20 protein-coding genes (1 of these 20 cut by a window edge) are annotated in these 22,624 nt (G+C 62.1%); 4 read left to right on the forward strand and 16 right to left on the reverse strand.

Features of this window, described 5'->3' with window-relative positions; genetic code table 11:
* Positions 1–1,492, forward strand: the 3' portion of a protein-coding gene (locus RB548_RS14790; RefSeq protein WP_331372033.1) for a M23 family metallopeptidase. It extends 461 nt beyond the left edge of the window; 1,492 of the gene's 1,953 nt are visible here — the last part of the coding sequence; the start codon falls outside the window, past its left edge; it ends in the stop codon at positions 1,490–1,492.
* Between the two features lie 69 nt (positions 1,493–1,561).
* On the opposite strand, the gene clpB is transcribed toward RB548_RS14790, so the two are convergent.
* From clpB to RB548_RS14820, 6 genes are all read right to left on the reverse strand, one after another.
* Complete coding sequence (clpB, locus tag RB548_RS14795) at positions 1,562–4,168, reverse strand: ATP-dependent chaperone ClpB (RefSeq protein WP_331372034.1); 2,607 nt, start codon at positions 4,166–4,168, stop codon at positions 1,562–1,564.
* A 436-nt stretch (positions 4,169–4,604) separates the two neighbouring features.
* The gene (locus RB548_RS14800) at positions 4,605–5,237 is read right to left on the reverse strand and encodes a DUF4167 domain-containing protein (RefSeq protein ID WP_331372035.1); all 633 of its coding nucleotides are present in this window, start codon (positions 5,235–5,237) and stop codon (positions 4,605–4,607) included.
* Between the two features lie 273 nt (positions 5,238–5,510).
* Positions 5,511–6,452 carry a peptide chain release factor N(5)-glutamine methyltransferase gene (gene prmC, locus RB548_RS14805; protein WP_331372036.1) on the reverse strand — a complete coding sequence of 314 codons (942 nt, stop codon included), beginning with the start codon at positions 6,450–6,452 and terminating at the stop codon, positions 5,511–5,513.
* A 6-nt stretch (positions 6,453–6,458) separates the two neighbouring features.
* Positions 6,459–7,541 (reverse strand): peptide chain release factor 1, encoded by a 1,083-nt coding sequence (gene prfA / locus RB548_RS14810; RefSeq protein ID WP_331372037.1) that lies wholly within the window; start codon positions 7,539–7,541, stop codon positions 6,459–6,461.
* Positions 7,542–7,712: 171 nt separating this feature from the next.
* Positions 7,713–9,980 (reverse strand): phosphoenolpyruvate--protein phosphotransferase, encoded by a 2,268-nt coding sequence (ptsP, locus tag RB548_RS14815; protein WP_331372038.1) that lies wholly within the window; start codon positions 9,978–9,980, stop codon positions 7,713–7,715.
* A gap of 92 nt (positions 9,981–10,072) precedes the next feature.
* On the reverse strand, positions 10,073–11,347 hold the full coding sequence (locus RB548_RS14820; RefSeq protein ID WP_331372039.1) for an aspartate kinase: 1,275 nt from the start codon (positions 11,345–11,347) through the stop codon (positions 10,073–10,075).
* Positions 11,348–11,929: 582 nt separating this feature from the next.
* Here RB548_RS14820 and RB548_RS14825 point away from each other — a divergent pair.
* Positions 11,930–13,459: an ABC-F family ATP-binding cassette domain-containing protein gene (locus RB548_RS14825; protein WP_331372040.1), complete on the forward strand. Its 1,530-nt coding sequence runs from the start codon at positions 11,930–11,932 to the stop codon at positions 13,457–13,459.
* A gap of 195 nt (positions 13,460–13,654) precedes the next feature.
* Positions 13,655–14,401: a bifunctional 2-polyprenyl-6-hydroxyphenol methylase/3-demethylubiquinol 3-O-methyltransferase UbiG gene (ubiG, locus tag RB548_RS14830; protein WP_331372041.1), complete on the forward strand. Its 747-nt coding sequence runs from the start codon at positions 13,655–13,657 to the stop codon at positions 14,399–14,401.
* A 169-nt stretch (positions 14,402–14,570) separates the two neighbouring features.
* Here the strand turns inward: ubiG and RB548_RS14835 are convergent, their stop codons facing one another.
* The 4 genes from RB548_RS14835 to RB548_RS14850 all read right to left on the reverse strand — a co-directional run bounded on the left by RB548_RS14835 (position 14,571) and on the right by RB548_RS14850 (position 17,002).
* The gene (locus tag RB548_RS14835; RefSeq protein WP_331372042.1) at positions 14,571–14,999 is read right to left on the reverse strand and encodes a DUF1178 family protein; all 429 of its coding nucleotides are present in this window, start codon (positions 14,997–14,999) and stop codon (positions 14,571–14,573) included.
* Positions 14,996–15,853: a carbon-nitrogen hydrolase family protein gene (locus RB548_RS14840; RefSeq protein ID WP_331372043.1), complete on the reverse strand. Its 858-nt coding sequence runs from the start codon at positions 15,851–15,853 to the stop codon at positions 14,996–14,998. The genes RB548_RS14835 and RB548_RS14840 overlap by 4 nt, the downstream gene beginning before the upstream one ends.
* Before the next feature lie 68 nt (positions 15,854–15,921).
* Positions 15,922–16,179 (reverse strand): glutaredoxin 3, encoded by a 258-nt coding sequence (grxC, locus tag RB548_RS14845; RefSeq protein WP_331374976.1) that lies wholly within the window; start codon positions 16,177–16,179, stop codon positions 15,922–15,924.
* A 46-nt stretch (positions 16,180–16,225) separates the two neighbouring features.
* The gene (locus RB548_RS14850) at positions 16,226–17,002 is read right to left on the reverse strand and encodes a ComF family protein (RefSeq protein ID WP_331374977.1); all 777 of its coding nucleotides are present in this window, start codon (positions 17,000–17,002) and stop codon (positions 16,226–16,228) included.
* Between the two features lie 58 nt (positions 17,003–17,060).
* On the opposite strand from RB548_RS14850, the gene RB548_RS14855 reads away from it, so the two are divergent.
* Positions 17,061–17,948 carry a methyltransferase domain-containing protein gene (locus RB548_RS14855; RefSeq protein ID WP_331372044.1) on the forward strand — a complete coding sequence of 296 codons (888 nt, stop codon included), beginning with the start codon at positions 17,061–17,063 and terminating at the stop codon, positions 17,946–17,948.
* Between the two features lie 239 nt (positions 17,949–18,187).
* Here RB548_RS14855 and RB548_RS14860 read toward each other — a convergent pair whose 3' ends face one another.
* From RB548_RS14860 to RB548_RS14885, 6 genes are all read right to left on the reverse strand, one after another.
* Complete coding sequence (locus tag RB548_RS14860; protein WP_331372045.1) at positions 18,188–18,361, reverse strand: Flp family type IVb pilin; 174 nt, start codon at positions 18,359–18,361, stop codon at positions 18,188–18,190.
* 111 nt (positions 18,362–18,472) lie between these two features.
* The gene (locus tag RB548_RS14865) at positions 18,473–18,793 is read right to left on the reverse strand and encodes a hypothetical protein (RefSeq protein WP_331372046.1); all 321 of its coding nucleotides are present in this window, start codon (positions 18,791–18,793) and stop codon (positions 18,473–18,475) included.
* Between the two features lie 235 nt (positions 18,794–19,028).
* Positions 19,029–19,442: an 8-oxo-dGTP diphosphatase MutT gene (gene mutT / locus RB548_RS14870; protein ID WP_331372047.1), complete on the reverse strand. Its 414-nt coding sequence runs from the start codon at positions 19,440–19,442 to the stop codon at positions 19,029–19,031.
* Positions 19,443–19,445: 3 nt separating this feature from the next.
* Positions 19,446–20,258: a GNAT family N-acetyltransferase gene (locus RB548_RS14875; RefSeq protein ID WP_331372048.1), complete on the reverse strand. Its 813-nt coding sequence runs from the start codon at positions 20,256–20,258 to the stop codon at positions 19,446–19,448.
* Between the two features lie 136 nt (positions 20,259–20,394).
* Positions 20,395–21,636, reverse strand: coding sequence for a bifunctional glutamate N-acetyltransferase/amino-acid acetyltransferase ArgJ (gene argJ / locus RB548_RS14880; RefSeq protein ID WP_331372049.1), 1,242 nt, complete (start codon positions 21,634–21,636; stop codon positions 20,395–20,397).
* A 132-nt stretch (positions 21,637–21,768) separates the two neighbouring features.
* A complete protein-coding gene (locus tag RB548_RS14885) occupies positions 21,769–22,623 on the reverse strand; it encodes a peptidylprolyl isomerase (protein WP_331372050.1) in 855 nt (284 codons plus the stop codon).
* Between the last annotated feature and the right edge of the window lies 1 nt (position 22,624).

The following is a 22,624-nucleotide window of genomic DNA, read 5'->3' on the forward strand; positions in this document are numbered from 1 at the left end:
CGATGCGGACGCCGAAGCTCCAGCGGCAAGGACGGGCACCATCTATGGCTCCGATGTCGAATCCGAAGTGGCGCTGAAGACCGTCGACTTTCCGCTGAAGGGATCAGGCTTGGCCTTCGGCCCATCCATGTCGCTCGACGAGGTGGAGGAAAACGTCCGCACCAATGGCTCGGTCCTGACGGAGGGCAATACGCAGGTTGCTTCGCTCTTCTACGTCGACCCGCAACGCTTCGCTTCGGATGCAGGGGATCTCGATCTGATCCAGGGGCTGTCCGCCCGGATCGTCGAGGAGAACATGAGCGTTTCGGCCTACGAGAACATCACCAAGCAGAGCACCGAATATGCCGACGACGTCATCCCCGTGCGCCGACCGACGCCGATCGCAACCGTGATGGTGAATGCCGGCTACGCCAAGGCGCAAGCCGAGGATGCCGGAAACTATATCGCAGAAGCACTCGGCGCCAAGGAACTGGCCGCCGGCGACGTCCTGCGCATCGGCATCATTCAGAAGGGTGAAGAGGCGCGCATCGTGCGCGCCACCATCTACTCGCGCAACCGTCACGTGCTCACCATGGCCGTCGACGACCGGGGCCATTTCGTTCCGGGTGCCGAGCCGCCGAAACTCGATGCCGTCGCGACCGCCTTCGACGACAACGGCACGCCGGTCGTCACCAGCGGCCATGATCTGCCGCGCGTCTACGACGGTATCTATCGAGCCGCCCTCTCTTACGGCATGAATTCCGACATGGTGGCCCTGGTCGTCAAGCTGCTGGCAAGCAATGTCGATTTCCAGGCGCAGTTGAAGCCGACGGACTCGCTCGAGGCGTTCTTCTCGGTCACCGACGAAAGCGGGCTCGCGACGGATGACTCCGAACTTCTCTATGTGAATGCCAAGTTCGGCGACGCCGAAACCCGGTTCTACCGCTTCCAGGATCCGGACGACAATTCGATCGACTACTTCGACAAGGACGGCAAGAGCATCCGCCAGTTCCTCTTGCGCAATCCCGTTCCGAACGGCCATTTCCGTTCCGGTTTCGGTATGCGCCGCCACCCGATCCTCGGCTTCTCCCGCATGCATACGGGTGTTGACTGGTCGGCGCCGCGTGGCACGCCGATCATCGCCGCCGGCAATGGTACGGTCGAGAAAGCCGGCTGGGACTCCGGCGGCTACGGCAACCAGACGCTGATCCGCCATGCCAACGGCTACGTCTCGTCCTACAATCACCAGAGCGCGATCTCCAAGAGCGTCAAGCCGGGCGCCAAGGTCGTCCAGGGCCAGGTGATCGGCTGGGTCGGCACGACCGGACTTTCGACCGGCCCGCATCTCCACTACGAGCTGATCGTCAACGGCAACAAGGTGGACCCCCTGCGCATCCGCTTGCCCGGCGGCAAGTCGCTCAAAGGGGAAGCGTTGGCGACGTTCGAAAAGGAGCGCGAACGGATCGATGAACTCCTCGGCAAGGACGAGGGCAACGAAGTGGCGAGCAAGTAACGCGCATCGCCGCACGGTCCACGCAAAAAGGCCGCCTTCCGGCGGCCTCTTCTTTCTTGATCCTCTTCCTTATGCGGCTTCCTTCGCGGCGGAGGTCCCCCGCTTGAAGTTCAGCCGGTCGGAGCCGGCGATGACCTTCACCACCGAGCCGTCCGGGAACTCGCCCTGCAGCATCTTTTCGGCCAACGGATCCTGAACATATTTCTGGATCGCCCGCTTCAAAGGCCGAGCGCCGTAGGCGGGGTCATAGCCCTTGTCAGCCAGGAAGGCACGCGCATCGTCTTCCAGGTCGATGGTGATCTTGCGATCGGCAAGCAGCTTGCGCAGCCTTTCGAGCTGGATGTCGACAATCGCGCCCATTTCCGAGCGGTGCAGGCGGTGGAACAGGATGATCTCGTCGACGCGGTTCAGGAATTCAGGACGGAAGGCGGCTCTCACCACGTCCATCACCTGGTCGCGAACCGCATCGCTGTCCTCGTTCTCGCCGAGCGCGGTCAGGTATTCCGCACCGAGGTTCGAGGTCATGATGATCATCGTGTTCTTGAAGTCGACCGTGCGACCCTGACCATCGGTCAACCGTCCGTCGTCAAGCACCTGCAAAAGCACGTTGAAGACATCCGGGTGAGCCTTCTCTATCTCGTCGAAGAGAACGACCTGGTAGGGCCGGCGGCGAACGGATTCGGTCAGTGCGCCGCCCTCCTCGTAGCCGACATAGCCCGGAGGCGCACCGATCAGTCTGGCCACGGAGTGCTTCTCCATGTACTCCGACATGTCGATTCGCATCAGCGCCGTCTCGTCATCGAAGAGGAACCGGGCAAGCGCCTTGGTCAGCTCCGTCTTGCCGACGCCGGTAGGCCCAAGGAAGATGAACGAGCCGATCGGCCGGTTCGGATCCTGGAGCCCGGCGCGCGAACGCCGGACCGCCCGCGACACGGCCTGCACCGCATCGCCCTGGCCGACGACCCATTTTGCCAGTTCGTCCTCCATCCTGAGCAGCTTCTCGCGCTCGCCTTCGAGCATCTTGTCGACGGGAATGCCGGTCCAGCGCGAAACGATATGGGCGATGTTGTCGGGGGTGACGACCTCCTGCACCATCGCATCGGCGCTCGAACCGTCCTGGCTTTCCGCTTCGGCAAGCGCCTTCTCGAGCGTCGGGATCACACCGTAGGCAAGCTCACCCGCGCGCTGAAACTCACCTTTGCGCTGAACGATCTGAAGCTCGTTGCGCGCCTCGTCGAGCTGTTTCTTGAGATCGGCAGCTTGCCCGAGTTTCTGCTTTTCAGCCTGCCAGCGCGCCGTCAGCGCGGCAGCCTCCTCTTCAAGAGAAGCCAGGTCGAGCTCAAGCTTCGCGAGACGATCCCTGGAGGACGCGTCGGTCTCTTTCTTCAGGGCCTCGCGCTCGATCTTCAACTGAATGACACGCCGGTCGAGTTCGTCGAGTTCCTCCGGCTTGGAGTCGACCTGCATCCTGAGGCGCGACGCCGCCTCGTCCATCAGATCGATCGCCTTGTCCGGCAGGAAACGGTCGGTGATGTAGCGGTTGGAAAGCGTTGCGGCGGCCACCAGCGCGGAATCCGAGATCCGCACCTTGTGGTGCTGTTCGTACTTCTCCTTGAGACCGCGCAGGATCGAGATCGTATCCTCGACCGTCGGCTCGTCCACCATCACCGGTTGGAAACGGCGGGCAAGGGCGGCATCCTTCTCGACATGCTTGCGATACTCGTCGAGCGTCGTCGCGCCGACGCAGTGCAGTTCGCCGCGAGCAAGCGCGGGCTTCAAGAGGTTTGAGGCATCCATCGCCCCGTCCGCTTTGCCAGCGCCGACGAGCGTGTGCATCTCGTCGATGAAGAGAATGATTTCACCGTTTTCCGATTGGACCTCGTTGAGCACCGCCTTCAGCCGCTCCTCGAATTCACCGCGGAATTTTGCGCCGGCGATCAGCGCGCCCATATCGAGCGCCATCAGCCGCTTATCCTTGAGGCTCTCGGGCACGTCACCGTTGACGATGCGTAGCGCCAGGCCTTCGGCGATCGCCGTCTTGCCGACGCCCGGCTCACCGATCAGCACCGGGTTGTTCTTGGTCCGGCGCGAAAGTACCTGGATCGTGCGACGGATTTCGTCGTCGCGGCCGATCACCGGGTCGAGCTTGCCCTCCCGCGCTTCCGCGGTCAGATCGCGCGCGTATTTCTTCAGCGAATCGAAGCCCTGCTCGGCATTGGCGCTGTCAGCGGTTCGACCCTTACGGATTTCGTTGATGACCTGGTTGAGCTTGGTCGGTGTGACGCCCGCCTTCGACAGGATCGACGCGGTTGCAGCCGAGCTTTCGATCGCCAGCGCCAGGAGCAGGCGCTCGACGGTCACGAAGCTGTCGCCGGCCTTCTTCGCGGCCTGTTCGGCTGCGGTGAAAACCTTGGCGAGCGGCTGCGACAGGTAGACGGAACCATTGCCGCCGGAAACTTTCGGGAGCTTGGCCAGAGCGGCAGCCGTGCCAGCTCGCGCCTCGCGTGCATCACCGCCGGCGCGTTCGATCAAAGATGCGGCCATGCCCTGATCATCGTCGAGCAAGACTTTGAGGACGTGCTCGGGCGTGAACTGCTGGTGTCCTTCTGCCAGTGCATAGGTCTGCGCCGATTGCAGGAAACCACGGACACGCTCCGAATATTTCTCAATATTCATTCTCTACCTCCATAGCCCGGCGAGCCCATCTTCGTGGCACTGGCCGGTGTTTCAGGATCAGGCTCCCGCATTCGGCAAGCCTGTCATTCCAGCGCCGCGCGTCTTATCAGACGCGCAAAGGTCGCTGACACTTTGAAATGCTGCATAATTTTATCCTTAGATCGATTTCGATCTAAGGAATTATGCAGTGAGAGCTCGTCCTCGCATTGCGCGTGATCAAGTCCTCGAACCGGAATATGGGACAGCATTTTCAGAAATTAAAGGGCCATGACGGAAGCCGCTTGGGATTGTCGACGGGTACATGGAGCGACCAGATTCCGGCAAAAAGCATCGCGGCCCGGCGCGCAAGCAGCTGACATAAAAAAACCCGGCCGCCAAGCAGCCGGGTTTTCAACAATCCGTGGGCAGACGCCCGTGGGCGCAACCGTGAACGAGCTTATTCCGAGGTAGCAAGCGCCGGCGCATCGCCGGAAGCTTCTCCGCCCGCCGATGCTTCGTCCTGCGTGCGGCGCGGCTGACGGCGCGGGCGGCTCGCGCTGCGACGGCGAGAGGCCGGGCGGCTGGACGCGGACGCAGGCGTTTCCTCCTCCATTGCAACTTCGGCAGGTGTGCCTTCGATCACCGGCTGCGGACCGGAACCGTCGATAACCGGCTGAGGCGCACTCACCGAGGGCGAGGCAGCAACAGAGGCGGGCGTTTCCTCGGCATAGACCTGATCCAGATCGTCCTGATCGCGATCGATCACGTCCCTTTCCTGATAGTCCTGGCGCTCTTCACGCTGGAACCGATCCTGCATCTGCGCCTGCGCCGCCGCGATGATGCGGTTGTAGTGCTCGGCGTGCTGCAGGTAGTTTTCGGCCATGACGCGGTCGCCGGAGCTCTGGGCGTCGCGCGCAAGGGCGGCGTACTTCTCGGCGATGTGCTGGGCCGTACCGCGAATCTTCACGTCGGGGCCGGAGCTGTCGTAAGTCCGCGTAAGCGGATTGGATCCCTTACGATTGTGATTGTTGTTTCCGTTATTGTTGTTATTCCGCCCACGGCCGCGCTTGTTTTGCTGTCCTGGCCTCATAGTACATTCACCCGAATTTTCTTGATAATGATGATCATATGGTTCCGCATCCCGGCCGGATCTGTCCGCGCCCGAGAAAACACGCGCCGCAACAGACCGCATATCGCGATCTCGGCGCCGGCTGACGTCAAATTAACAGGTACCCGCACGAGGCACTGTCGAACCCTAGCAACTCTTTCTTGAGAGCAATCCCCGTGGCCAGGTCATACCGGAGCGAATCTTTGGTCGATGACCTTACTGCCCAGTGCGCGGGGGCAAACTAGCCCGCTTCCTTTAGGATTCCAAGCCCTTTCTTTGCCCTTCGAGAAAAGAGATGCGCCGATGCAGCATTTTTTCAACGATCACTGCCGCATTCTCTGTCCGCTTGAACACGAGGACCCGGTCGTTGCCGCCAAGATCCTTCGCGCTGTCGTGCAAACGCAACCCTTGCGCCGCGAAAAGCGCCGTTACCGCCTGCTTTTGATCGAAACCGATTTCCAAGCCTATTACGCCGTCTGCTTCAAGATGACGATCAGCGTGAAGGGCGATGGCACGATAGGCATTCAGCCCGTCGTCTCCGCCATCGAGAGCAGCGGCCGGATCATGGTATTTCACTTCCGGCTCAAGCTCATCAACGACTCTGGACCGGATATAAGGCGGATTTGAGACGATTACGTCGAACCGCCCCTCCACCTTCCCGAACCAGTTGCTCCGAAGCGTCTGGAACCGTCCAGCTAGACCATTGCGCTCCGCGTTGTCGCGCGCAGTTGCCAAGGCATCTTCGGATATATCGGTACCAAGGCCGCGCGCTTCAAGTATCTGAGCGAGGAGAGCGAGACAGATCGCCCCTGTTCCAGTGCCGAGATCGACGATCCGGCAGGCGCCCTTGCTGGCGACAATCCGCCGCATATGCGGGACCATGCAATCGACCAGCGTCTCCGTGTCCGGTCGCGGTTCGAGCGTGTCCTTCGAGAGCTTGAAGGTCAGTCCGTAGAACTCTCTTTCGCCCAGGATACGGTAGACCGGCTCTCGCGCTGCGCGACGGTCGATGGCGGCACGGACGCGCGCCGCGACGGTGTCGTCGACCGCCTCCCCTCCTTGCGCCATCAAGGCGGCGAGCGAAAGCCCGAGCAGCCCCGAAATCAGATGCCGCGCATCGAGCGCCGCAGTCTCGATACCGGCGGCCTTCAACCTGTCGCGGCTTTCTGCAAGAAGGCGGTCAAGCGTCTCGGACATTACGGCTCAGCCCTGCTGCTCGCCGAGAAGCGCGAGTTGGCTCGCCTGATAATCCGCCAGCAGCGCATCCACAACCTCGTCGATCTCTCCTTCCATCATCCGGTCGAGCTTGTAGACCGTCAGGTTGATGCGATGATCCGTGATGCGCCCTTGCGGGAAATTATAGGTGCGAATGCGCTCCGAGCGATCGCCGGAACCCACCTGGCTCTTGCGATCCGCCGACCGCTCGCTGTCGGCACGCTGGCGCTCCATGTCAAAGAGCCGCGAGCGCAGCACCTGCATCGCCTTGGCGCGGTTCTGATGCTGCGATTTCTCCGAACTCGTGACGACGATGCCTGTCGGAATATGGGTGATACGGACCGCCGAGTCGGTCGTGTTGACGTGCTGGCCGCCAGCGCCCGAAGACCGCATCGTATCGATGCGGATATCCTCGGGGCGGATTTCGATATCGATCTCCTCAGCCTCGGGCAGTACCGCAACGGTCGCAGCGGAGGTATGGATGCGACCGCTCGCCTCGGTCTCCGGCACGCGCTGCACCCGGTGGACGCCGGATTCGAACTTCAATCGCGAGAAAACACCACGACCCGACACGGTGGCGATGATTTCCTTGTAACCGCCGGCCTCGCCTTCGCTCGCTGATAGGACCTCGACGCGCCAGCCCTTTGTCGAAGCATAGCGTTCGTACATTCGGAAGAGGTCGCCGGCAAAGAGTGCCGCCTCCGAGCCGCCCGTGCCGGCGCGGATTTCAAGGATCGCACTTTTTTCGTCAGCCGCGTCCTTCGGCAGGAGCAGGATCTGAATTTCCTGCTCGAGCGCCTCGATCTGCTCCTCGACCTCGGGCTTTTCCATCTCCGCGAGGTCGCGCATCTCCTTATCCGTCGTCCGGTCGGAGAGCATTGCGTCGATGTCGGCAAGCTCGGCCGTCGCCTTCTCGTAGGCACGGATCTTCGTCACGACCGGTTGCAACTCGGAATATTCCGAGGCCAGTTTCACATAGACGTCCGCCGCCGGTCCGGCCGACATGCGAGCTTCGATTTCACCGAACCTGCGCTCCAGTTCGCGCATCTTTTCAACGGGAAGCTTTGCCAAATGTAACTCCAAATGCGTTCGCCCCGCCCGGTTCCATCCGGGCGTGCCTACTGCATGATTCCTTAGATCGGAAGCGATTTAAGGACAAAATCATGCAGCAACTCAAAGCTCTACAGCGACCTTCGCGCGTCTGATTAGACGCGCGGCGCTGTAAGGACGCTTCAATCTTGTCTAAACCGGTATGCCGTTCGCCGCTGCGAAATCGACAAGGAGCTGCCGAACCGACGTTTGGCACTTCACGTCGTCGAGCGCAGCTTCCAGGATCTCGGCCAACTTGCCGGCATCGAGGGCCAAAAGCATCGCCTTGACCGGCCCGACTGCGGTCGGCGACATCGACACCGAGCGGAAACCGAGGCCGAGCAGCGCCATCGCCGACAACGGCTTGCTCGCCATTTCGCCGCAGAGCGTGACCGGCGTGTCGTTGCGCTCGCCGGCCCTGACGATATCGCGCAGGATACGCAGGAATGGCCGGTCGAGAATGTCGAAACGATCGGACACGCGGGCGTTGCCGCGGTCGACGGCCATCGCGAACTGGAAGAGATCATTCGAGCCGACCGAAACGAAATCCACCTCGGCCATCAGTTCGTCGAGCTGCCACATCAGCGCCGGAACTTCCAGCATCGCACCGAACTGCAGCTTGCGCGGCAACTGCTCGCCAAGCTTCGACTGGCGCTCGATCTCCTTCTGCAAAAGTTCGCGCGCGATCTTGAGCTCGGAGACTTCCGTCACCATCGGCAGCATCAGCTTGAGCTCGGCGCCGGCCGCCGCCCTCAGCATCGCCCTCAACTGCGTGCGCAGCAGCCCGGGCCGGTCGAGGGAAAGCCGGATCGCGCGCCAGCCGAGCGCCGGGTTTTCCTCTTCCGCCGCGCGGAAATAGGGTACGACCTTGTCACCACCGATGTCGAGCGTGCGGAAGGTTACCGGCTTGCCACCCGTCTGCTTCAGCACGCTGCGATAGAAGGCCTCCTGTTCCTCTGCCTTCGGCATGGTCGAAGCGATCATGAATTGCAGCTCTGTGCGGAAAAGGCCGATGCCTTCGGCTCCCGCCTCGTTCAGATGCGGCAGATCGACAAGCAGGCCGGCGTTCATCTGCAGCGTGATGCGCTCGCCATCCTTCGTCAGCGGCTCGACATCTTTCAGCGCGCGAAACTGGGCTTGCCGGCGGGCACGGAACCGCACCTTCTCCTCATAGGCCCGCTGCAGGTCGGCCAATGGCCGCAAATGCACCTTCGCATCGTCGCCGTCGACGATGATCGCGTCACGGTTTTCCGCAAGCGCCACGGCACCTGCCGCCTGGCCCACGACAGGAATCCCCATGGCGCGGGCGACAATCACCACGTGGCTCGTGACCGCGCCCTCTTCAAGGACCAGGCCGCGCACTCTCTCTCGCGGATAGTCGAGCAGCTCGGCCGCACCCATAGCGCGGGCGACGATGATCGCGTCGTTGGGGAAATCGGCTGCCGAAAGCCGGGCGCCGTAGCCGGAAAGCTGGCGCAACAGCCGGTTGGCAAGGTCGTCGAAATCGTGCATGCGCTCGCGGAGATAGGGATCCGTGAGCCGGATCATTCGCGCCTTGGTTTCGCTCTGGACGCGTTCGACGGCCGCTTCCGCCGTCAGACCGTTGCGGATCGCTTCCTCAAGCTTCCTCACCCAGCCGCGGTCGTGAGCGAACATCCGATAGGTTTCCAGCACCGCCCGATGCTCGCCCTCCATCGACACGTCACGGCGCGACAGCATATCGTCGATCGAGATGCGGAGTGACCCGAGCGCCTCTGCGAGGCGCTGCAGTTCCTGTTCGGTGTCCTCGTTGAGCAGGTTCGTGACGACGATTCTCGGCTCGTGCAGCACGACGTAACCGAGGCCTATGCCTTCGCCAAAGCTGTTGCCTTCGATCGAGACCGGGCGCGAAAGATCGAGTTCGAGCCCCGGCTTGGTGATCTTCTTCAATTCGCCGGTCGCCACCATCTCGGCGAGAACCATCGCCGTCGTTTCCAGCGCCTCGACCTCGTCCTCGCGATAGTTGCGCATCGCCTTGTTCTGGACGACGAGAACGCCGAGCGCGCGTCCCGTGCGCAGAATCGGCACGCCGAGGAAGGAGTGGTAGATCTCTTCGCCCGTCTCCGGCAGGTAGGTGAAGGCCGGATGCGACTGCGCATCGGAAAGATTGAGCGGTCGCGCCGAGGCGGCGATCGTACCGACGAGACCTTGCCCCATCTTCAACTGCGCCAGGTGGACCGCGGTCTTGTTCAGACCTTCGGTGGCGTAAAGTTCGAGCACGCCATCCGAACGCAGCACGTAGACGGAGCACACTTCCGCGACCATGTTCTGTGCGATCTGGCGCACGATCCGGTCCAGGCGCTCCTGCGGCTCAAGCGGTTCCGCCATGAGCTCGCGCAACCGCTTGAGGAGAACGCGCGGACCTGCGGAAAGGTCTCTCATCGCGTAAGGTCTCCAGAATAAGAATTACCGACGACATACATCCGGACCCACGGCCCTTCGAGCCGCGAATCCCAAATCGAAATGTCTACTGTTTAACTCTTATCCAGACCGTAGGCGGAATGCAAAGTGCGAACCGCCAATTCAGCGTATGGACCGTCGATCAGGATGGATATCTTGATCTCCGACGTGGTGATCGCCTTGATGTTGATTCCCTTGTCGGCAAGCGCCCGGAAGGCGGATGCGGCGACGCCGGCATGGCTGCGCATGCCGATGCCGATCACCGAGACCTTGACGAGGCCGGATTCCGACTGCGCGACGTCGTAGCCGATCTTTTCCTTGTTGTCGGAAAGCACCTTCAACGCCTTGTCGACATCGCCGGAGGGAACGGTGAAGGTCATGTCCGTCTTCGAGCCGTCTTCCGAGATGTTCTGTACGATCATGTCGACGTTGATATGGGCTTCCGCCAGCGGACCGAAGATTGCGGCGGAAACGCCCGGCCGGTCTGCCAGACGGCGCAGCGAAATCTGGGCTTCATCCTTGGCATAGGCAATGCCGGTTACGACTTCCTGTTCCACGATCTCATCCTCATCACAAATCAGCGTTCCGGGCGGGTTCAGAAGGTCACCCATGCCCGGCGCATCGGGATCCTCGAAAGAAGAGCGCACGAAGGTGCGAACCTTGTGCACCATGGCGAGCTCGACCGAGCGCACCTGCAGCACTTTCGCGCCGAGCGAGGCCATTTCCAGCATTTCCTCGAAGGCGATTTTCTTCAGCCGGCGCGCCTTGGGCTCGATCCGCGGGTCGGTCGTGTAGACGCCATCGACATCCGTGTAGATGTCGCAGCGGTCGGCCCTGACGGCGGCGGCGATCGCGACCGCCGAAGTGTCGGACCCACCGCGCCCGAGCGTCGCCATCCGATTGTCCGGACCGAGGCCCTGGAAGCCGGCGATCACCGCCACCTGGCCCTCGCCCATGCGGCGAATGATGTCGGCGCCTTCGATGTCGAGGATGCGGGCAGCGCCGTGGGCGCTGTCGGTCTTGATCGGAATCTGCCAACCCTGCCAGGAGCGCGCGTTGATGTTCATCGATTGCAGCGCGATCGCGAGCAGCCCGGAGGTCACCTGCTCGCCGGAGGCGACGACGGCATCGTATTCACGCGCGTCGTAGAACGGGGCGTTCGAACCGGCGACCTTCGGCATGTTTTCCACCCAGCCGACCAGTTCGTTGGTCTTGCCGGACATGGCGGAAACGACGACGGCAACCTCGTGGCCGGCATCGACTTCACGTTTCACATGGCGGGCGACATTGTAGATGCGTTCCAAATTTGCGACGGACGTTCCGCCGAATTTCATCACGATGCGTGCCATTTCGCCTCTACCGGTACCGATGTTTGCGCGCGAGCGCGCGACAGGGAAAGCGTCCCCGCCGGCGCCTGACGATCAAAAAGCTTGGGACTTCTCGGACATCGGCCAGTCACCGCTTCGGGGAGCGGAAAGTCGCGGCGTCTCTTAGCGGATCAACGGACGACGTGCAATGGCAAGGCGACGGAATGGCGAGGTTCCAGGAGGTGTTGGAACCGGCCCCCCGACCCCTCGTCGCGCCCAGGTTGAAAATCTTTGTCGGCGGTGCTAACAAGGCGCCGCAACTCAATTGATGAAGGGAGGGCTGCGCGTGATCACTTATTTCCGGCACCACCGCCAGCGTGGCCCCGTCTCAGCCCTGCAAACGCGTTTGCAGGGCTGACCAGAGACTGAATCTCATTCTCATCGCTTCCTGGTCTGCCCAGTCGTCGTGCGGCGCCGAACGATATGGTTCGTGGCACCGCTCATCGTCACCAAACCGAGCCGTGTGGCCCCAAGTAACGCGCTGACGTTCGTATCCGGCCACCCACTTTCCTCTCCAGCATTGCCGGAAGCGGGAGCACAGCTCGGCCAGTCCAGAGAACGACAATGGCCTTGATCAATGTAAAGAACCTCGGCGTCACCTTGGGCGCGCCGCTCTTCTCGAACCTCAACCTTTCGGTCGCAGCCGGCGACCGCATCGGCATCGTCGCCGCCAACGGCCGGGGAAAGTCCACGCTTTTGAAATGCATCGCGGGCGGGCTTGATCCGACCGCAGGCGAAATCACGCGCTCGCGTGGCCTCACTGTCGGCCACGTCGAGCAGGCGGTACCGGCCGCAATCTTGGACAAGCCATTCTACGAAGCCGTCCGCCAGGCGTTGCCGGAAGAACAGGCGGAAACCGAAGGCTGGCGGGTCGACGTCATGCTGGATTCGCTCGAAGTCCCGCCGGAGCTTCGCGAACGGCCGATCGCACAGCTCAGCGGCGGCTGGCAGCGGCTTGCGCTTCTCGCCCGCGTCTCGGTCACCGATCCGGACGCGCTGCTGCTCGACGAACCGACGAACCATCTCGACCTCTCCAAGATCATGCAGCTGGAAAATTGGCTCAACAGCCTGCCCCGCGATGTTCCGGTGCTGATCTCCAGCCATGACCGCGCCTTTCTCGATGCAACGACGAACCGCACGCTGTTTCTGCGGCCTGACCAGTCTCAGGTGTTTTCGCTGCCCTATTCGCGCGCCCGCGGCGCCTTGGACGAGATCGATGCCTCGGACGAGCGGCGCTATCAGAAGGAGATGAAGACCGCCCAGCAGCTGCGCCGGCAAGCGGCCAAGCTCAACAATATCGGCATCAACTCCGGCAGCGATCTCCTGACCGTCAAGACGAAGCAGCTGCGGCAACGGGCGGAGCGTCTGGAAGACGCGGCGCGGCCGGGCTTTCAAGAACGATCATCCGGGGCGATCCGGCTTGCCAACCGCGGCACGCATGCCAAGACGCTGGTGACGCTCGACGATGTGTCCGTGGAAACGCCTGACGGACGCCTGCTCTTCAAGACGGGCAAGCTCTGGATCTGCCAGGGCGACCGCATCGTGCTGCTCGGGCGCAACGGCGCCGGAAAATCGCGCCTCATCAACCTGATCAGGACGGCGATATCCGAACCGGGCCACGCATCGGAAAGCATCAAGACAACGCCGTCTCTCGTGCTCGGCTACAGTGACCAGGATCTCGCTGGCCTGCCGGATGAGGACACTCCCCTTGCGGCCCTCGGTCGGCGTTTCGAGATCGGCGGTCAAAGGGCGCGCGCCCTGCTGGCGGGCGCCGGCCTCGGCATCGACCTCCAGATGCGCCCGATCGGTGTTCTTTCAGGTGGCCAGAAGTCAAGGCTGGCCATGCTTGTCCTGAGGCTCACAAATCCGAATTTCTACCTGCTCGACGAGCCGACCAACCATCTCGACATCGAAGGACAGGAAGCGCTGGAATCGGAACTAATGGCCAACCAGGCGACCTGCCTCCTCGTCTCGCACGATCGCAGCTTCGTGCGCTCCGTCGGTAATCGCTTCTGGCTGGTCGAAAACCGACGGCTCGTCGAGGTCGAAGGACCGGAGGACTTCTTTGCCTCCGCGGCAGCAACTCCGATGTAAAGCACAAAACCTCGGCGGCGATCCTATCCTGCTTAGTCTGTTTCTAGCTCTTCGTCGCCGATCGGGGCGCCTCGAGGGCGTGCGTGACGGTTGAGGGCGCCCCTTGACATCGCCCTTCGATCGTCCGACTTCACGATCAGAATGAAAAACTGTCGAGCGGGTCGAACCTTATCCGCCGACTGCGAGGAGGCTCTGATGAGCGAGACGGCACGTACCACGATCGACCAGAGCGAAGTGGACCGGTTTTCCGCGATGGCCGCGGAATGGTGGGATCCGACCGGCAAGTTCCGTCCGCTGCACAAGTTCAATCCGGTGCGCCTTGCCTATATCCGCGACAAGGTATCGGAACATCTCGGCCGTGACCCCAAGGCTCCGCAGCCGCTCAAAGGCCTGCGGCTGCTCGATATCGGCTGCGGCGGCGGGCTTCTCTCCGAGCCGATGGCGCGCATGGGCGCAGATGTCCTCGGCGCCGACGCATCGGAAAAGAATATCGGCATCGCCAAGACCCACGCGGCCGGGAGCGGCGTTTCCGTCGACTACCGCGCAGTCACCGCGGAGGCGCTTGCCGAAGCCGGCGAAAGCTTCGACGTCGTCCTCAACATGGAGGTGGTGGAACATGTCGCCGACGTCGATTTCTTCGTCACCACCTGCGCCCACATGGTGCGTCCGGGTGGGCTGATGTTCATAGCCACCATCAACCGCACGGTGAAAGCCGCCGCGCTCGCGATCTTCGCCGCGGAAAACCTGTTGCGCTGGCTCCCACGCGGCACCCACCAATACGAGAAGCTGGTTCGTCCGGAGGAGCTGGAAAGGCCGCTGGAGGCGAGCGGCCTGGAAATCACCGACCGCACAGGCGTGTTCTTCAACCCGCTCGCCAATCAATGGAACCTGTCGAAGGATATGGACGTCAACTACATGATCGTCGCCAGACGGCCACGCTGAGTATTGAACCCTCGCATTCCAGAGCGCCGTGCGTTTAAGCGAACGCACAAAGGACGCTCTAGCACTTTGATTCTAGAGCATCTTATCCGCTTTCAGTGATTCCACTTGAAAACGGGAGGCTCTAGACGAAAACCGCTACGCACTTTCCGGAATTACTTGAGCCGGAGGCTCAGTTCGCATCATCCGGCAGCACCGGCAGGGGTGCGATCTCGATACCTTCCTCCAGAAGCGCGATCGCCTCGTCTGCGCTTGCCTTGCCGATCAGCCCGCGCTGCTCGGCCTCGCCATAGTGGATCTTGCGCGCTTCTTCCGGAAAACGTTCGCCGACGTCCTCGGCATTCTCGCGGATCGAGTTGACCAGTTCGCGGATCTTGGCGATCGTTTCCTTCTGGGCCCGATCCATCACCAGCGCGCGCGTCGCCTCCTTCTTGCGCGCGGTCGATACCGAAGGCGCCATCAGCTGCTTGCTGACGGAGTGAGAGCCGCAGGTCGGACAGGCGACCAGACGCCGCTCGACCTGGGAATCGAAGTCGCCGCTCGACGCGAACCAGCCTTCGAAGTCATGGCCATCGTCACACGAAAGGTTGTAACGGATCACGCTGCAACGCCCCCTTTCCCGGTCGGCGTCACCTCGTCCAGCACGAAACTGCGGGCATTCTTGAGATTGGGTATTTTCGCACGTGCGCCGTGAACTGCGGCGGTGTCGATATCGGCAACGATAATCTCCTCACCAGCCGGGCCCGCCTCGGCGAGCACGCGACCCCACGGGTCGACAATCATCGAATGACCGAAGGTTTCACGACCATCCTCGTGCTTTCCGGCCTGCGCAGCGGCGACGACGAAGAGGCCGTTTTCGATGGCGCGGGCGCGCAGCAGAACCTCCCAGTGCGCCTCGCCGGTCTGCTTGGTGAAGGCCGCAGGTATCGACATGATCTCGGCACCGGCAACGGCCTGCTGACGGAAGAGCTCGGGGAAGCGGACGTCGTAGCAGATGGAAAAGCCCAGCTTGCCGAAGCCAAGATCGGCGATGCGCGCTGTCGCGCCTGGTTGGTACGCTGCACTCTCTCGCCAGCTTTCGCCATTCTCCAGATCCACGTCGAACATATGGATCTTGTCGTAGTCGCAGATCTTCACCCCCTCCGGCCCGAAGAGGAAGCCGCGGTTGGCGATTTTGCCGTCGGAAAGCGCTATCGGCGTCGAGCCGATATGGAGATAGACGCCGAGCTCGCCGGCAAGGGTCGCGGCCTCGCGCACGACGATGTCGTTCGCCTCGTCCTTCAGCACGGATCGAAGTCCTGTCCGATCGCGCTGGATGGCACCGGTCATTTCCGGGGTCTGGATGTAGGTCGCGCCTTGAGCGGCCGCCTCACGCACGAGCTTCGCCATCGTCTCCACGTTTCTTGCGGGATCGACGCCGGAGCACATCTGGACGGCAGCAGCTTTGAAACTCATCTTCTTCTCTCCGTAGCCATCCGCGCGCGCAGGGCCTCACACGTTCGCAATGGCTGCGCGCCGAACCTTCAGGCGACGAGCAGGGCGTCGAGCTTGCCGGCGCGGTCGAGCGCATGCAGGTCGTCGCAGCCACCGACGTGGAGGTCGTTGATGAAGATCTGCGGGAAAGTCGTGCCGCCGTTGGACTTTTCGATCATCGTCTGGCGCAGACCCGGATCATAGGTCGCATCATGTTCGACAAAGTTGACGCCTTTGGTTTCGAGAAGTTTCTTCGCTGCCGAGCAATAGCCACAGAACTGACGCGTATAAATGACGACCGAAGCCATATTGTTGAACCGCTCCTTCACCGGCACGACGCCGGACACTTGATTGTCATATAGGACCGGACATGGCTCTTGCAAAGGTCAAAACCGTGACGTCTCCAGCCCCCGCCCGCTTCAGCGCACGGGTGGCGGCCGAGACGGTTGCACCGGTCGTATATACATCGTCGACGAGTATAATTCTTTTCCCGCTGAGACCCTGTCTGCCGCTTTCAGGGACGACAAAAGCGCCGCGGACATTCTCCTCACGCGCGCGGGCTCCGAGTCCGACTTGCCGGCTGGTGCGTTTGATGCGGCGAAGCACGTCTGGTCGGTAGGGTTTTCCCGCACGCCCCGCGATGACACGGGCGAGCTCGGCCGCCTGGTTGAACTTTCGCCGCCACAGGCGAAATGCATGGAGCGGAACCGGCACGATCATGTCGGCAGCGGCGACCGCGCCGTCGCTCGCGCGGATCATCCATTCACCCATCATCGGCGCAAGATCGGTGCGGTCGCGGTATTTCAAACCGTGGACGAGATCGCGCACAACACCGTCGTGGATCGCCACCGAGCGAAGCCGGTCGAAGACGGGCGGATCAGCGATGGCTTCGGGGGAGACGGAACCCGGCCCGGGATCAAAGGCAAAGGGCAGCCCGAGGATCTCGCAATAGGGGCGCTCGATCAGCCGCAGACCGGACCAGCAGGCCGGGCATACGGCATGATGATCGCCGGTCAGCCGTCCGCAGCCGCAGCAGACTGGCGGATAGACGATGCCGACCGCTTCGCGCCCGAAGCGGCGCAACAGCGCCGCCCAACGCGAGGCCAGATTTCGCCATCCTTCCGGCTCCATATGGTTGACTTTGTCCACGTCAGGGTTTCTTTGCATCCGTGATTTCGGAGAGAGTACCGTGGAAATCATCTTTGACCAGAGCCTCGTCGAGGCGCGCCGCCACAGGGCCCTCATCAACGGCGACCAGAAGGCAACCTTCCTGCTCGATATCGTGGCGCGGGAGCTCGCCGAGCGCGTCAGTGTCGTTGAAAGGCATTTCGACCGGGCAATGGAGTTGCATGGCTACACCGGTCCCACGGCGCGCTGCCTTGCCGCGACGGGCAAGGTCGGAACCATCGAGCGGGTGGAAACGGAGGACGGCTTCGGTTCCGGCGACCGACCCGTTACGGTCGCCCCACTGGAGCGGATTCCCGCCGCACCGGAGTCGCTCAATCTCCTCGTGTCGCCGCTTTCGCTGCATCTGACCAACGATACGCCAGGCGTCTTCATCCAGGCCCGTCGTGTATTGAAGCCGGATGGCCTCTTCCTTGCCGCGATCCCGGGCAACGGCACATTGCAGGAGCTTCGCGATTCGCTTCTTACGGCCGAGGCCGAACTGACGGGTGGGGCGAGCCCAAGGGTCATTCCCTTTGCCGACGTTCGTGAAATGGGTGCCCTCCTGCAGCGGGCGGGTTTTGCCCTGCCGGTCGCGGATGCCGAAACCTACACGGTCCGCTACGATTCACTTTTCGGCTTGCTGAGGGACCTCAGAGCCATGGGCATGGCCAACCCGCTGGCAGCCCGCAGTCGCGTGCCGGTTTCCCGGCGGTTCTTCCTGAGGGCGGCCGAGATCTATGCGGAACGCTTCTCCGATCCCGATGGCCGCATCCGCGCGACGTTCTCGATCATCTATGTTTCCGGTTGGGCGCCGCACGAGAGCCAACAAAAACCGTTGAAACCCGGCTCCGCGAAGCAAAGGCTGTCCGAAGCGCTCGGCGTCAACGAACATCCGTTGAAAGAAAAATAGGCGACACGACAGCGCCGTGCGTCTTCAGACGCGCAAAGGTCGATGTAGCACTTTAAATTGCTGCATGTTTGTATTCGTTAAATCGGCTAGCGCATCCGCCCGAAAATCGGAATCGATTTTCGGAAAGCACGATGCGTAGAATCAAAGACTTACAGCGTCCTTTGTGCGTCCCGAAGGACGCACGGCGCTGTAAGGATACAGGCAGTGGACGCCGGCGTTCCGGCGCCTTCGGTGCATCCTCACCCCCAGGCCGACTCCGCCGTGTCCGCCACAAGATCGAAGAGACCGAGCAGCGCGTCGGAGAAACTCTCCAGACCGACGATGAGACCGACGGAAATAAGCGCGGCGACGAGGCCGTATTCCACGACTGTGGCGCCGTCTCTGCTGCGAATGAAGCCTGCGAACCTGGCCATGCGCCCTTCCCCCGTTTCGACCACCCGGAACGGAAAACGCCGGCCCTGCCGCGGCGTGCGTCTTTTCACACGCACAAAGGTTGCCGCAGCAGGCCTGGCATTTCGTTCAACTCAGCATCCGCTCTTGCTGCCATCCGCATCGATGATGCAGACGGCGCCCGGCATTTCCTGCAGCACGCTGCGGCGTACGGTGTAGCGCTTGCTCGTGCCGTTCGAAGGAATCGAGCCGGTCGAAATATTGTCGTATTCCATCGGCGTATTGGCCAGCACGCGCTTGTCCGCCTTTGACGACAGCATCGGCGTGAGGATCATCGTCAGCGCAATCACCGCCGTTCCGAACAGCAGCGACAGATTGAGCACGCCTGTCCGGCGGGCCTGGCTCGCCGCCAGATCCTTGTCCTGAACTGTCCTCCAGAAATCTTCGTCCACCATCCCAGCCTCGCAAACACGTAAAGAGCGGCGGGCGAAGCACCCTTCCCAAGCCTCGACCTGACCACACCTGCTCGAAACCGGTGCCATTCCAAAACGGAAGGCACCGAAACTGATGGCCCTATCATGGCGCGAGGGTGATAAACTTTTGATTAATAAAGTTCGAGATTTCCGGTAGATTCGCGTCTTCACGGGGAAAACAATGCGGCCAAGCGCAATGGCATGCGGCCGTTTCGGATCAGAGTAAGTCCATCAGAAACGGGATCAGCGGCTCGTCCGCCGGAGGCATCGGATAGTCGCGCAGCGCTTTCGGCCGCACCCACTTGATCGTCTGGCCCTCGCGTCCCTCGGCAAAGCCCTCGTATCGCCGGCATACATAGAGCGGCATCAGCAGGTGGAAATCGTCATAGCTGTGGCTCGCGAAGGTGAGCGGCGCAAGGCATGCGACCTTGGTACGGATGCCGAGTTCCTCCTCCAGCTCGCGGATCAGCGTCGCCTCGGGCGTTTCACCAGGCTCCACCTTGCCGCCCGGAAACTCCCAAAGCCCGGCAAGCGACTTCCCCTCCGGACGCTGCGCCAGGAGAATGCGGCCATCGGAATCGACCAGAGCGCAGGCCGCAACCAGAACGATCTTCTTTCCCTGCACATCCATGCGTCAGGCCCCCGGCGTGCGATAAAGGTAACGATAGACCTCGGCGAAGCCGGCCTTGCGGTAAAGTTCGACCGCCGCTTCGTTTTCGGCCTCCACCTGCAGCCAGGCCTTCTTCGCACCCTTAAGGCGCGCCCAGCGCAGTGATGCATCAAGCAACGCCGAACCGACGCCCTTTCGGCGCACACCTTCGGCGACCGCGAACTGCATGATACCGGCCAGATCGTTGTCCTGGACGACCAGCGACACGGCGGTCGGGCCGATCTCGAGGTCTTCGAACAGGAAGAGACCGCACTCCGGCCTGATGGCATTGATGATTTCGGTGAGCGCCGGCTTGGTCCGCGGCTCCTCCCTGCCGATCAGGATGCGCGCATCGACGAAACGACCGATATCCTTGATGGGGAGGTGGTCTATGCCGTCGCCGAATTCGCGCTCGGCCAGGTCCGCCGTCAGCACCAGGCTGTGTCCGAATGCGTCCCAGCCCTCATTGTCCATATAGGCGATCAGTTGCGGCGGCGTCAGCGGCGTCTGGCGAACGGTGAGTGGACGGCCGTAATCGGCGAAGCGCTTGCCTGCTTTTTCGAGCCGGAGGGGAATGTCGCGGTAATCCGACGGATCAAGTGGGTTGACCGAGTTCAGGCGTTTGGACGCATGTCCCGCCGTAAGGCGGATCAGCCAGCTGCCGTCATAGTGAACGCTCGCGGCCGGCCAGGCGCGGAAGCCGACAGCTTCCAGGCGGCGCACACTCGGAAGATCAACCATGGTCGTTTCCCCAACCGCCGCGTCCGTCATCGGCGGCTGCCCGTCATTCGATGTCATTCGTTCGCAACCTCGGATCGAAGGAACTACAGCGCTGTGCGTCTTTTTAGACGCGCGAAGGACGCTGTAGCACTTTGAATTGCTGCATGTTTTGTCCTTAAATCGGTTACGGTTTAAGGAAACATGCAGTAAAGCGTCAGCTTCTGTAGTCGCCGTTGATCTCGACATATTCCTTGGTCAGATCACAGGTATAGACGGTCGCACGGCCCGAACCGAGGCCTATGTCGACGCGGATCGGAATGTCTTCGCCTTTCATGACGGCACTTGCCGCCGCCTCCGAATAGTCCGGATCCCGCTCGCCCTCGACGGCAACGCGCACATCGCCGAACCAGATCGCGAGCCGGTCTCGTTCGGCCATCTCTCCGGACTTTCCTACGGCCATGACCACCCGACCCCAGTTCGCATCCTCGCCGGCAACTGCCGTCTTGACGAGCGGCGAATTGGCGATCGACAGCGCAATGCGCTTGGCCGCGGCATCGTTTTCGGCACCTTCGACGGTCACCGCGACCATCTTGCGGGCGCCCTCGCCGTCGCGCACCACCTGCAGAGCCAGATCGTGCAGCAGATCGTTGAGGGCGGCACGGAAGGCGTCGAGACGCGGATCGCCGGCGTCCACGACCTTCGCCTGGCCGTCCTTCGCCGCCGCGCTGGTTGCAAACAGCATCAGCGTGTCGGAGGTGGAGGTGTCGCTGTCGACCGTGACGGAGTTGAAGGTCGGGCCGACGCCGGCGGAAAGCAGGGCCTGAAGTGCCGGCGGCGCGATGTCCGCGTCCGTCACCACGAAGGAAAGCATCGTGGCCATATCGGGCGCGATCATGCCGGCGCCCTTGGCGATGCCGTTGATCGTCACCGTAACGCCGCCGATCTCGGCACTGCGGGTCGCGACCTTCGTATAGGTATCCGTGGTCATGATCGCCTTGGCGGCCTCGAACCAGAAATCTTCCTCGGCGGAAACGGCAAGACCATCAAGGACGCCGGCGAATTTGGTCGCATCGAGCGGTTCGCCGATCACGCCGGTCGACGCGAGGAAGATCTCGCTCTCGCTGCATCCGACGGCCTTGGCCGCGGACTGCGCGGTAAGTTCGGTAGCCTCCCGCCCCTTCTTGCCCGTGAACGCATTGGCATTGCCCGAATTGACGACGACGGCGCGTGCAACGCCTCCCGACAGATTCCTGCGGCAGAAATCGACCGGCGCCGACGGGCATTTCGATCGTGTGAAGACGCCAGCGACCGCAGCGGGCTCGTCGAAGATCATCATCAGCACGTCTGTGCGGTTCTTGTACTTGATCCCTGCCGCGGCCGTAGCCATCCGCACACCTCGAAGCGGCGGCATTTCGGCGAAGGTTTTCGGAGCGAGCGGAGAAACTGAGCCGGACATGGGATGAACCTGCTTTGGAGAAGCCTGGATACTGTTGCGACAAATGCCCGAACGGCATCGCGCCGTCGGGCATCGACAATGCGTGAAGCCGGATGTCGCTCGACCTTCGGCCTGGCGGCATCCGGCAAAAGCCTACTTCGTTTCCTGCGGCTTGTTGGCCTCGTCATAGGCCTTCTTGAGCGCCGGATCCAAAATTTCGACGCCGGTTTCCTTTTTCGCGGAAGCCAGAAGCTCAAGATATTTGTCACGCATGACGAGCTGACGAACCTGCGGCTCGACCTGTTCCAGCGTCGGCGGCGCCTGCGGCCGCTTGTCCTCGACGAGGATGACGTGGAAGCCGAACTGGGTCTTCACCGGGGTCTTGGTGTAGGTGCCCTTTTCGAGGGCGAAAGCGGCCGCCTCGAATTCCGGCACCATCCGGCCCTTGGCGAAGTAGCCCAGATCGCCGCCGTCGTCCTTGTTCGGATCGGACGACTTGGCCTTGGCGAGCTCGACGAAGCTCTTGCCGGCGTCGAGCTCCTGGATCACGGCCTTGGCCTCATCCTCGGTCTTCACCAGGATATGGCGTGCCTTGATCTCTTCCTGTGCCGGGATCGCGGCAATTTCCTTGTCGTAGCGTGCCTTGACGTCTTCCTTCGTCACCGCATCCACGACATGCTTCTTGAAGAACGCGTTGTGCAGCTCGCGCTCGGTAAGGTAGGCGATACGCTGCTTGAAGACGGCGTCGTCCTGGAGGCCTTCCTTCTCAGCGTTCTTTGCCAGAAGCTTGACGTCGATGACAGCCGAAAGCGCGGCAGCGCGTTTCTGCTCTTCCGGCATCTGCTGAAGCTGGGGATCAAGACCACCGAGAGCGAGATTGAGCTCGGATTGGCGGACCTCCTGCTCGCCTACCTTGGCGATTACCGGATCGGTTTCTTCGGCGCGCGCTCCGTTGACAGCGATCGCCGCGACGAAAACCGCAGCCACCAAAGTCTTGTATCTGGACATT

Source organism: Sinorhizobium chiapasense (assembly GCF_036488675.1).
Taxonomy (GTDB): domain Bacteria; phylum Pseudomonadota; class Alphaproteobacteria; order Rhizobiales; family Rhizobiaceae; genus Sinorhizobium; species Sinorhizobium chiapasense.

Excerpts from the sequence above, each read along its gene's own strand:
- clpB (WP_331372034.1), bottom strand. The coding sequence starts at position 4,168 with ATGAATATTGAGAAATATTCGGAGCGTGTCCGTGGTTTCCTGCAATCG.
- RB548_RS14800 (WP_331372035.1), bottom strand. The coding sequence starts at position 5,237 with ATGAGGCCAGGACAGCAAAACAAGCGCGGCCGTGGGCGGAATAACAAC.
- prmC (WP_331372036.1), bottom strand. The coding sequence starts at position 6,452 with ATGTCCGAGACGCTTGACCGCCTTCTTGCAGAAAGCCGCGACAGGTTG.
- ptsP (WP_331372038.1), bottom strand. The coding sequence starts at position 9,980 with ATGAGAGACCTTTCCGCAGGTCCGCGCGTTCTCCTCAAGCGGTTGCGC.
- RB548_RS14820 (WP_331372039.1), bottom strand. The coding sequence starts at position 11,347 with ATGGCACGCATCGTGATGAAATTCGGCGGAACGTCCGTCGCAAATTTG.
- RB548_RS14825 (WP_331372040.1), top strand. The coding sequence starts at position 11,930 with ATGGCCTTGATCAATGTAAAGAACCTCGGCGTCACCTTGGGCGCGCCG.
- ubiG (WP_331372041.1), top strand. The coding sequence starts at position 13,655 with ATGAGCGAGACGGCACGTACCACGATCGACCAGAGCGAAGTGGACCGG.
- RB548_RS14840 (WP_331372043.1), bottom strand. The coding sequence starts at position 15,853 with ATGAGTTTCAAAGCTGCTGCCGTCCAGATGTGCTCCGGCGTCGATCCC.
- grxC (WP_331374976.1), bottom strand. The coding sequence starts at position 16,179 with ATGGCTTCGGTCGTCATTTATACGCGTCAGTTCTGTGGCTATTGCTCG.
- RB548_RS14850 (WP_331374977.1), bottom strand. The coding sequence starts at position 17,002 with ATGGAGCCGGAAGGATGGCGAAATCTGGCCTCGCGTTGGGCGGCGCTG.
- RB548_RS14860 (WP_331372045.1), bottom strand. The coding sequence starts at position 18,361 with ATGGCCAGGTTCGCAGGCTTCATTCGCAGCAGAGACGGCGCCACAGTC.
- RB548_RS14865 (WP_331372046.1), bottom strand. The coding sequence starts at position 18,793 with ATGGTGGACGAAGATTTCTGGAGGACAGTTCAGGACAAGGATCTGGCG.
- mutT (WP_331372047.1), bottom strand. The coding sequence starts at position 19,442 with ATGGATGTGCAGGGAAAGAAGATCGTTCTGGTTGCGGCCTGCGCTCTG.
- RB548_RS14875 (WP_331372048.1), bottom strand. The coding sequence starts at position 20,258 with ATGACATCGAATGACGGGCAGCCGCCGATGACGGACGCGGCGGTTGGG.
- argJ (WP_331372049.1), bottom strand. The coding sequence starts at position 21,636 with ATGTCCGGCTCAGTTTCTCCGCTCGCTCCGAAAACCTTCGCCGAAATG.
- RB548_RS14885 (WP_331372050.1), bottom strand. The coding sequence starts at position 22,623 with ATGTCCAGATACAAGACTTTGGTGGCTGCGGTTTTCGTCGCGGCGATC.